Source organism: Winogradskyella bathintestinalis (assembly GCF_030407435.1).
Taxonomy (GTDB): Bacteria; Bacteroidota; Bacteroidia; order Flavobacteriales; family Flavobacteriaceae; genus Winogradskyella; species Winogradskyella bathintestinalis.
In genome coordinates this window covers 1-10,041 of the sequence record NZ_JASDDK010000016.1, presented here as the reverse complement: position 1 = coordinate 10,041, position 10,041 = coordinate 1, and the positions used below count along the sequence as shown (strand labels likewise).

Annotated in this window: 9 protein-coding genes; 1 reads left to right on the top strand and 8 read right to left on the bottom strand. The window is 30.7% G+C overall.

Features of this window, described 5'->3' with window-relative positions:
* Window positions 1–282 precede the first annotated feature (282 nt).
* Window positions 283–1,614 (bottom strand): hypothetical protein, encoded by a 1,332-nt coding sequence (locus tag QMA06_RS16130; RefSeq protein WP_290207947.1) that lies wholly within the window; start codon window positions 1,612–1,614, stop codon window positions 283–285.
* An 834-nt stretch (window positions 1,615–2,448) separates the two neighbouring features.
* The gene (locus QMA06_RS16125) at window positions 2,449–3,330 is read right to left on the bottom strand and encodes a LysR family transcriptional regulator (protein WP_290207946.1); all 882 of its coding nucleotides are present in this window, start codon (window positions 3,328–3,330) and stop codon (window positions 2,449–2,451) included.
* A gap of 94 nt (window positions 3,331–3,424) precedes the next feature.
* Here QMA06_RS16125 and QMA06_RS16120 point away from each other — a divergent pair, with 94 nt between their 5' ends.
* Window positions 3,425–4,351 carry a DMT family transporter gene (locus QMA06_RS16120; RefSeq protein ID WP_290207945.1) on the top strand — a complete coding sequence of 309 codons (927 nt, stop codon included), beginning with the start codon at window positions 3,425–3,427 and terminating at the stop codon, window positions 4,349–4,351.
* Window positions 4,352–4,639: 288 nt separating this feature from the next.
* On the opposite strand, the gene QMA06_RS16115 is transcribed toward QMA06_RS16120, so the two are convergent.
* The 6 genes from QMA06_RS16115 to QMA06_RS16090 all read right to left on the bottom strand — a co-directional run bounded on the left by QMA06_RS16115 (window position 4,640) and on the right by QMA06_RS16090 (window position 9,905).
* Window positions 4,640–5,257 (bottom strand): HNH endonuclease, encoded by a 618-nt coding sequence (locus tag QMA06_RS16115; RefSeq protein WP_290207944.1) that lies wholly within the window; start codon window positions 5,255–5,257, stop codon window positions 4,640–4,642.
* Window positions 5,247–6,662, bottom strand: a complete 1,416-nt coding sequence (locus tag QMA06_RS16110) for an ATP-binding protein (protein WP_290207943.1) — start codon at window positions 6,660–6,662, stop codon at window positions 5,247–5,249. Before QMA06_RS16110 ends, QMA06_RS16115 begins: the two co-directional genes overlap by 11 nt.
* Before the next feature lie 173 nt (window positions 6,663–6,835).
* Window positions 6,836–7,138, bottom strand: a complete 303-nt coding sequence (locus tag QMA06_RS16105; RefSeq protein ID WP_040282730.1) for a type II toxin-antitoxin system RelE/ParE family toxin — start codon at window positions 7,136–7,138, stop codon at window positions 6,836–6,838.
* The gene (locus QMA06_RS16100) at window positions 7,135–7,377 is read right to left on the bottom strand and encodes a type II toxin-antitoxin system ParD family antitoxin (protein ID WP_028284019.1); all 243 of its coding nucleotides are present in this window, start codon (window positions 7,375–7,377) and stop codon (window positions 7,135–7,137) included. Before QMA06_RS16100 ends, QMA06_RS16105 begins: the two co-directional genes overlap by 4 nt.
* An 835-nt stretch (window positions 7,378–8,212) precedes the next feature.
* Complete coding sequence (locus tag QMA06_RS16095) at window positions 8,213–9,001, bottom strand: hypothetical protein (protein WP_290207942.1); 789 nt, start codon at window positions 8,999–9,001, stop codon at window positions 8,213–8,215.
* 160 nt (window positions 9,002–9,161) lie between these two features.
* Window positions 9,162–9,905 carry a hypothetical protein gene (locus QMA06_RS16090; RefSeq protein WP_290207941.1) on the bottom strand — a complete coding sequence of 248 codons (744 nt, stop codon included), beginning with the start codon at window positions 9,903–9,905 and terminating at the stop codon, window positions 9,162–9,164.
* Between the last annotated feature and the right edge of the window lie 136 nt (window positions 9,906–10,041).

The window sequence follows — 10,041 nt, the reverse complement described above, 5'->3', positions numbered from 1 at the left end:
CGACTAAAAGTTTAGTCTCTAAAGTTGCTTTTTGATAGCTTTTTTTTCGCCAGTGTTCATTTTGTGTTTTCATAAGTGACTGTAATTAATTGCTTAATTTTTAGTCAACCTATTTCAGGAAAGTTCAGAGTTTAACTTACGCACAACGGTTTTGTGTATGGTTAGTTGCGTGGTTAAGCAATTAAGTTAGTAAACATTTACGAACCCGTGAATATTCCGCAGGAATATTCGTAAGTAGGCAAGAACTAAGCAATTAATTATACACGGTGTTACCACACGTTTTTATTCAACTTTTGTCATCTTAACAATTCTTTCTGCCATTTCTACTAAATCTTTTAAATTAGATTCTTTAACATCATTAGATTTTTTAGAATCTCTTTTCCTTAAAGGGTCTCTATGGATTTCTTCAAGAGCAGTTTTTATATAGTGTACATATTCTTCGTTACCATCAGTTCCGTTTTTCTTTAATTGTTCAGAAAAACCAACAATAGCCTTTGAAAGCACCATTTTATAAGCGTAGTCTTCTATAATATTTTTCTGTTTAGTATATTGATTTGCACAGAAAATTGCTCCAATTATTGGCAATGGAAGTAGAGATATACGACCAATTAAAAGTCCAATATTATTAGGGTTTGTTTGTAAAATCCAAATACCTAATGAAACGGTTCCTATTAAGCAAATAACTGCTCCCAAAATCCAACTGCCGAAAATCCATTTATTATTTGAATTTTCGTATTGACCTTGAAAAGAAGCACTAATCCCTTCTGCCGTTGTGTAATTCAATGCTTTTTTGGATGATTCAATTAGATTTTTAGCCTCTGATAAGATTGATTTTCTTTCTTTTTCATACTCATCCAATTTTTTAATATTCGTTTCCGTTTTTTGTTCTAAATCATCAAGTCTATTTTCTCTATCTTGTACTTTATTTGCAAATGACGTAATCAACTTTTCGTTGGATTTGCTTTCTGTTAAAGATTCTGTTATTTCTTCGAGATTTTCCGATGCAGTTTCTTTAATAGTTGTTAGACTCGTATTTATTGTTTCCAGAGATTCTGACTGTTCCGTTAGCTCATCTTTACGTTCAATTATTTTTTCCAGTTCAGTCTCGATTTCAGTCAATTTTTCATTACTTTTTTCCAGTTTTTCCGAGAGAGTACTGTTACTTTCTTCTATGTTTTCGTTTAATTCTTTGGAATCAACAAGAACTTGTTGTAGTTGAAGTTTGATTTTTCTTACTTCTTCTATTTCTTTTTCGAACTCTACTTGTCTATCTGAAAAATATCTAACATTATAATTTCTCAAAAGTACCTTCAGAGCTTCAAATTGTGATAGATAATTTACCGGACTTTCCAAATAGGTCTCTATTTGAGTTAAATACGTGTGAATATTGTTTCTTTCTTTATAAGTCGAAATCTTTACAAATTTGGAAGGGTAGCGAGTTAGTGAAGAAATATCGGTTAATAAAGCTTCAATACCGCCAATTAATCCTCTAAAATTATACTCATCTTCGCTACCATATTTATTGGAACTATAGTCCTTTAAATTCAGGTCTTTTATTTTTTCCCGAATCGAGTCTCTTCTTTCTCTAATTTGATTGACTGATGTTAATTCCATAATTTTTTCTCAAATGTGTGGTAACGGTCTCGTATATGGTTTGTTGCGAGATTATAACTCTAAATTTAGTAAATAAAACTGAAAGGTAAAATTCCAACGGAATTTTTCTTGATCTACTATAAGTAGCAATGAACTATATACATTGTTGGCTAACGTATTTTATTTGTTGATTCAGCCGTGATCCTTGCGTACTGCTGATAAATTAATTTTTTCCAGACGTTTTTGACATAAGTAGCTAAACAGAAACTTGAGTTTTATGCACTTGCTCAATTATAGGACTGGAATTAATTAAATTTTATTCAGGCTATTTTGCCATAAGATCTTGTTTTAAATTTAGCGAACTGATTAGTTTTAGATTTTATTCAGTGTTGTGTTTTTTTTAATTTTCAACGTTCAGATTTGCGATGAGATTTTTAGTAGAAACTTCTCAAAACTTAACAGACTAAACTCTTAATTTCCGTAAAATTGTAGGTGCGCGCAATATGTTTGCCAACGTGTTTGTATATGGTTTGTTGCGTGTTTCAAGCAACTAATTTAGTAAATAATTACCAACCAAGAAAGTCCGCGAGGACTTTCGTAAGTAGGCGAGAAGCCAGCAATAAATTATATACGGTGTTGTGCATAGTGTTTTCTACCCAAGTTTTTGTGATTAAAATAATTTTTCCTTTTATTCTAATCCATTAATTTTAGTCCGAATGTTTGTTTTTGTAAACGGTATGTTCTTCAAAAGTTTTCTTCTAAAATGTTCCTTTTGAAAGGTAGTGGAACACTCTTTTTTGCAGCGGATGAAGCGTTGGTGTAAAAGTGTGTGTAACGGGTTAAGTGTTCCAATGTTTAAATCTTCAAATAGTTTTTCAAAAAATTTAGATACGATTCCAATTCATTTTCCCGTTCCGTTTTCCACACCAATTTCATATCCAATTGGTATGGCAAATCAGAAAGTTCTATACTTTTTAGGTCAAGCGAAAATCCTTTTAAGGTCGATTTTCCCATCATCGTGATTCCAAGTCCTGCAGAAACCATTCTTAGAACGGTCGATGTATTCGGCGAACGATGCACGATTTTCGGGGAATACCCATAATTTCCAATGATTTTCAGAATTTCTTCCATATATCCAACTCCCTCGGGGTGTGGATTCAAAACCCACTTTTCGTTTTTACAGTCCGCCAAATCCTTAAAATTAGAGGTGTTCAACCGATGATCTTCAGGTAAAATTAAAAGATAGTTTTCTTTGTAAATCGAAAGGCTCGAAACTCCATCGGGAATAAATGCGTTCGGAACAAAACCAAAATCCACTTCGTTGTCGTTCAATTTGTCGAATATCATTTCATTAGTTCCCTCTACGAGACTTGATTTTAAGTCGGGCATATTCGTTTCCATATATCGTAGCAGTTCTGGCAAGACAGTATGCATCGCCGAACTTGCGTGTCCAATTTTAATTTCGCCTGCCTTTCCCTGATTAATTAAAACACCTCTTTTAATGGATTGGTCGAGTTGGTTCAAAATTTTGGAAACCTCCGCTTTAAAGAATATTCCCGATTTAGTCAACGCAATTTGCTTTCGTGAACGGTCGAACAATAAAAAACCGATTTCTTCCTCAAGCACCTGAATCTGTCTACTTAAAGCGGGTTGGGCAATAAAAATTCGTTCCGATGCTTTTCTGAAATTCAATGTTTCGGTCAATACCAAAAAGTTTTGTAATTGAGTAGTTGTCATTTTATTGATTAAAATATGTTATCAATTAATCAAAATTAAGTATTTTTTTTAATTAATAGAATATCCTTCCTTTGTATTTCAATTTATATTAGAGATGAAAGTAAAAAATAATTATAAAGTTTGGTTCTATTTTATATCGTTGGTTTTAATTTGGGGCAGTTCGTTCATTCTGATTAAAAATGGATTAAATGGTTATACGGTTTGGCAGGCTGCAACTATCCGGTTAGTATCTGCTTTTTCAGTAATGTTTTTTTTTGCTATTCGGCATATTAGAAAAATACCTAGTGAAAAAGTTCCAGTAATTTTACTAGTAAGCTTGTTGAGTATGGTTTTTCCGTCCTATCTGTTTAGTATCGCACAATCTCAAATTAGTAGTGCACTTGCAGGAATATTAAATGCTTTAGTTCCAATGTTTACAAGTGTTCTTGGATTACTATTTTTTAGAAAATCTATTAATAAATTACAATGGTTGGGTCTTGTTATAGGTTTTATTTCTGCTAGTTTTTTAATTTTGATTAATACTGGAAGCACATTTTCGTTAAACGAATATGCTTTATTAATCATTGTCGCAACTATTTGTTACGGATTGAATTTTAATATTGTAAAAACGTATCTATCTGATGTGAATTCACTTCACGTAACCACAATTGCTGTTTCTTTTTCAGGAATATTCGGCTTTCTTTTTTTATTTTTTAGTGGATATGAGTCGTATATCAAAGTTAGTGAGCAACAAGTTTTTCCGTTACTATCATTAATTATATTAGGTGTTTTGGGAACAGCTTTAGCTCAGTTTATGCAGAATCAATTAATTCAAAAATCTTCAGCTGTTTTTGCTAGTTCGCTTACATATCTGATTCCCGTTGTTGCTGTGCTTTGGGGTGTGTTAGATGGCGAAAAGTTGGTTTTTTTGCATTATTTAGGGATGTTAGGAATACTTATAGGTGTTCTGATTTTGAACAAGTTTGGAAAGTCTAAAAACAATATGGCTTATGATAAAAAAACGAAAGTGTTGAATGTTTAATTGAAGTTCAGAACGAGTAAGGGCATAGAAATTTTTGTATGGATGATGAGTTGGAAAAATTTTATGCTCTTACGGCACGTTATTTTAAACTTTCTGAAAACTTTAATTGCGAAATTTTGAATCTTGGCAAGACGTTTTTTGCATTATGCACAACGGATTTGTGTATGATTTCGTTGCGTGGTTTAAGCACTAAAGTTAGCAAATAAATCACAGATAGAAAGTCCGCGAGGACTTTCGTAAGTAGGCTATAACTAGCAATGAATTATACACGGTGTTAGGCAACGTTTTTTATCTAATCGCATCTTTAATTATATCGATTAATTCTTTTTTATCTTGTGGGTCAGCTGTCTTTAATTCGCCAACTAATTGATGTAATAAATTAGGACTTAATGTTTGATGTGCTTTTGATTTCTGTTCGACAGTACTCAATCTAAATAATTCGCAAAAAGTAATTGTTTCGCTTCCTTTTTTTGATTTCGCTACAAAAACACAATTATTTATAATATCTATATGATTTGAGTAGTCATCATAGTGAGCGTGAATAATTTTAAAATTTGTGCCATTAGTAGGGTAGTTAACTATTGGGTTGTTTAAAACTGGTTTAGTACTTTTTTTAGTGTTACAAGCAGGACAACTTAAAGCCAAATTTCTATTTTCAAAAGTGAATTTTTCATATTCAGATTTTGGTATTATATGTTCTATATCTACTTGTTTAATATCAAAGCCTAATTGGTATTTACAATAACAACAAGTGTTATTCTGTTGCGTTCTTAAATGAGCTACAATATTTTCTTTAATTGAATTAAATACGGTTTTTGACCAATCACTATGAGTGCTGAAGTTATTAGCAATAATTGTTGATTCTCCTACTGTAAAATTATATGGAATTGAAATTCTATTGCTCATTCGAATTCGCTTCAAATATTGCCTTAATAACTGGTTTTATTGGGTCGCTATCTAGGATTGATGGGTAAAATTCTTTTAACTTATATTGGATACTTAATAATGTTTCGTTTGACCTTTTTTCATTAGCTAATAATGAAAGTGCTTTAGAAACATTTTCGTATAAGTCAAAGTTTCTAGTCGATTCCATTTCAAATACATTTAACAATATGTCTTCGGAAGACCATCCATAAGTTGATTTGTCAATAGTACTAGCAGATATAATTCCTTTTTTGTTTTTTAGGGAAACAACAGAAGAAATATTTGGCTTTAAATCAGATGCTAGAAAAGGCGAATGAGAAGCAATGATTATGTGACAACCGGAAACATTTTCCAAAATTTTATTTAGTAAATCAATATATTTAGCTTGCCACATAGGATGAAGGCTTATCTCAGGTTCATCAATTAATATCAAGCTATTATTTTTTAATAGTGGAACAAGTGATAATAAAGTTGATAGAATATTAGCTTCTCCTGAACTTGCATCACTAAAATTGAATGGCATTCCGCCTTTTTTAAAGACTTGGATTTCAAATGTTCTAATAAGTCCAATTCTTCTTAAAATATTAATTAACTCATATTCATAAACGGTTTCACTATATAAGGAATTATCTCTTCTAATTCTACCAATATTTTTTTCTGAAAAATTAATAGTTAATTCATTTTCTCTTTTTTGAAAGTCTATTTTTTCTAAAATAAAATCACATAATTCATTCGCTCTATTTTTTACAATATTTATTACAACATCATTTCTGTATGTAAACCTATTTGAATTTGATTCTTCTACATATTCAATTAAAGTTTTAGGACTTATGTTTTTAAATTTATCAAAGTATGAATGGTTAAGTCTATAGTATAATTTTATTATTGGTTCGTAATTTAAATAATCAAATATATGTCTGTAGTTCCTTGATACATCAAATTCTGAATAGCTTTCAAAAACTATTTCTAGAGCTCGATTCATTAATGCTTTATTAGAAAAACTGTTGACTTTATTTCTAGTACCTAAATAATTATAATTAAAATCTCTATGGTAAAATTCTTGTGCTGAATTTCTAGAGCGTCTAAAACTTTGGTCAATAGGAAACTTGTCTGAAATACTATTCGTAATAGCTATAATTTTGGAAGGCAAGAAATTATATTCAAAATTGGAATCTTTAAATAGGTTTGGTTGAATATGATCTTCTTTTAATTTGTTGAAAAACCTAGCAATTTTACTTAATATTCTACTTTTTCCTGTTCCGTTATTTCCAATAATTAAAGAAAAATAATTATCGTATTTAGAATCTAAATTATTAACCAACTTAATTCTTTCCGTAATAATTGATTTATTATCTATTTCAAGACTGTATAATCTAAATCCATTCATAAATTTAATTCGGTTGTTTTTTAAATGTTGCCTAACGTGTTTGTGTATGGTTAGTTGCGTGGTTAAGCAACTAAGTTAACAAACTTTTACAGACCAGAGAAAATTCCGCAGGAATTTTCGCAAGTAAGCAAGAAAAAAGCAATTAATTATACACGGTGTTGTGTGCAGTTTTTTTATTTCAGTCGTTTTTTAATATCCATTCTCTGATGTAAAATTCTAACGATTTCTACAATTTCATTTTCAACTTTTCTGTAGAAAATCAGATGCGATTTAATTTTCGTTACGCGATAATTTTTTCGGGTTTGTTCAGCCGATTTTCCAATCAGATAGTTATCCGCAATAAAGTCAATTTCTGCCATTATTAAATCGTAATATCTGTCTGCTTGTTCTTTAGACCATTTGTTAAGAGTATAAATCCAAATTTTATCTAAATCCTCAATCGCTTGTTGACTTATGCGATATTTGTTTTTACTCATAAGTGTTTACGATGTAATTCTTTCAAATGTTGTTTTGGGTCGAAATTCTCAACAAATCCGCTATTTTCTCCAACTTCGAGAGCTTTAATAAGTTCTCTTTCTTTTTTTTCTTCACGTTCTAACAAACGTAATGCGGAACGAATTACTTCGCTAACCGAACCATATCTACCAGAATTTACTTCTTCTCTGATAAAATCCTCAAAATGATTTCCAAGTGATATTGATGTGTTTTTTCCCATATTGGCTATATTTTACTCAAATATACCAAATCTTGGTAACGCAGCCAAATTGCACACAACGGTCTTGTGTATGATTAGTTGCGTGGTTTGGCAACTAATTTAGCAAAAATTGACCAAACCCGAGAAAATTCCAGCGGAATTTTCGCACGTAAGCTCAACAAAGCAATTAATTATACACGTTGTTACCTATAGTTTTTATTTTATTCAGACAGAGTTCAGATGTTTAAATTCACCAATAAATATATTTAGGAACTATTAATTCTCGCAAGAGTTTAAGCGTATTACTCCGTTTTGCGAATCCAGATTAGCTCAGATTGGTTTTTCTGCGTGTAGTTCAGCCGTAACGATAAACGTTAGCTTTTCAATCTTGGTTTCCTTTATCAATCTTTTTATTCTCAATTTATTTTAGTTCTTTTAACTTTCAAATAGAGTAGAGTGAGCTGATATTTAGTTTCCTATAATAGTCTTTTTTAATCTTAAATTATCTTAGTTTTTTAATCCAAGCAGAGTAGAGTGAGTTTTAATTTGGTTTACTTTCTTTAATTTTTTTAAGTCTAAATTATCTTGGTTTATTAAGTCAAGTTGAGTTTGCTCCGTAATACTTTTCAGGTTGCATTATTCATCTGAGTAATCAATCTAAAGTTGGTAATTTGATGTTTAAATTTTAAAAAAAATGTTGTTGGCGACAAAATTATAGGTAACGTGTTTGTGTATGATTTCGTTGCGTGTTTAAGCACTAAAGTTAGCAAATAAATCACAGATAGAAAGTCCGAGAGGACTTTCGTAAGTAGGCTATAACTAGCAATGAATTATACACGGTGTTGTAGGTAGTACTTCATTCTACAAATTCGGGTTTAATTAAGTTCATATATTTTTTGATTGAAATTATAATATTCTCAAGTTCAATATCTAAAAGTTTACCTATGCTTTTAAAATAAAGTCCCATTTCATTTTCTGAGTATGTTTTTAAGTGAATTACTTCTCTTCTTAAATCATAAAGTTCCGTAATTCGTTCAATAATTTCTTCGTTTTCTTTTGAAAAATCTGGATTTTCTAATAATTGATTTATCACAAGAGTTAGTTTTTCTTTAAAAGTAACTTGTGGACTTTCAATCTTTTTCTTGTTTAACTTTTTTGACTTTCCATTTCTTGTTTGTTCATACATAAAGTCATTTGAAATGATTTGATTAAGAAAAGCCTCCAATGATGTTACTAATGAAATTACAGACATCATTTTAAATTTCACTAAATCATTAAAATTACTATTTGTATTATCAATTCCAATGTTCAGTATGTGAATTCCATTTGCCTTATTATCTAATTGACAGTCGTTTCTTAAAATTCCTAATTTCGTAACAGATTGGTTATAGTTTTCAATTCCGCTATTGAGTAAAATATGCACTGGATTTGGAAGTGGTGCAATAAATATCTTGTCTTGATAATTTACTGTTCTGCTAGTGAAAGTTACTTTTTCTCCATTGTGGTCTTGAACCATTACAACAAGTTCATTTGATAAAGTAGAGCGGTTTACTAAATTTTTATGTTCTACAGGATTTCCGTCCGCATAAGTTACATTCGGTTGGTATTCTAAAAAGTAAAGAGGACTGTTTTTTATGTTATTCACTTGGTTTCTGGGTATTACCTACAACGTGTTTGTGTATGATTAGTTGCGTGGTTTAGCGACTAAGTTAGCAAACTTTTACGAACCCATGAAAATTCCGCAGGAATTTTCGCAAGTAGGCAAGAACCTAGCAATTAATTATACACGGTGTTAGCACACGTATTTATTCATTTTTTTCGTCAGTCAAATATTTAAAACTCTGTTCAAAGTATTTTTTCATTGATTTATTCAAATGTTGACTGAATTCAGTTTTTTCATTTCTTTCTTTAGTTAACCAAGCCATTGTATAGGCAATTATTTGTTCTGGCAAATATCCTTGTCCAGTTGAATTCCAACCAAATGTTCCGCCTGTTGCAAATTGGGAAAAATTAAATCGAGAATTTCCAATAAAAATTCCAAATCCGTAAGTAATGGCTGTAAAGTCAGTTAAAAATTCGTCATTTTCTTCTATTCGGTTTTCTCCTAATAAAATTTGATGTGATAATTCGTGTGCTATTGTCGCAATTAGCGAAATCGTATTTTTTAATTGGCTTGTCTCAATTGATATTATCGTACCGTTTTCTGTTTGCTCATAAGTTCCACTTGCACTTTTCCAACTTCCGTTTATATCTGCTGGTGTTGTCAAAGTTGTTCCATCATCCATTTTAATCGGTTCGTCTGAAAAGAATTCGAGTTTAATTTCAGTATCTCGAATGTTCATTAATTCCATTGTCCGTTTGAGTATGAATTCCGCATCTTTTTCAGTTCCGTCAAAAGTTCTGTTATAAAAATCTTTTGTTGGTGTTACTGTTCGGATTTCCATAAAGTGTTCTTCGCCAAATTCAGTCCGCAACCAATTAAGGTCTTCGTCAATCCAAATTTTATCTTCTTTGGTAATCGGTAATTTTGTCTTTTTATTCCAGAACATTATTGGTTGTGTATTATACTGAAATAGGTTGACTCTTTTTGGTTACTATTTAGACGTTCAAAAGATTTTTTTTAGCCGTTTAGAAGGCAAAAAAATAGTTTGAACTGGGTCAGTTCTTAAATCGTAAGTTCAGGTA

Coding starts and splice junctions, on each gene's coding strand:
- QMA06_RS16130 (WP_290207947.1), bottom strand. CDS start 1,614: ATGGAATTAACATCAGTCAATCAAATTAGAGAAAGAAGAGACTCGATT.
- QMA06_RS16125 (WP_290207946.1), bottom strand. CDS start 3,330: ATGACAACTACTCAATTACAAAACTTTTTGGTATTGACCGAAACATTG.
- QMA06_RS16120 (WP_290207945.1), top strand. CDS start 3,425: ATGAAAGTAAAAAATAATTATAAAGTTTGGTTCTATTTTATATCGTTG.
- QMA06_RS16115 (WP_290207944.1), bottom strand. CDS start 5,257: ATGAGCAATAGAATTTCAATTCCATATAATTTTACAGTAGGAGAATCA.
- QMA06_RS16110 (WP_290207943.1), bottom strand. CDS start 6,662: ATGAATGGATTTAGATTATACAGTCTTGAAATAGATAATAAATCAATT.
- QMA06_RS16105 (WP_040282730.1), bottom strand. CDS start 7,138: ATGAGTAAAAACAAATATCGCATAAGTCAACAAGCGATTGAGGATTTA.
- QMA06_RS16100 (WP_028284019.1), bottom strand. CDS start 7,377: ATGGGAAAAAACACATCAATATCACTTGGAAATCATTTTGAGGATTTT.
- QMA06_RS16090 (WP_290207941.1), bottom strand. CDS start 9,905: ATGTTCTGGAATAAAAAGACAAAATTACCGATTACCAAAGAAGATAAA.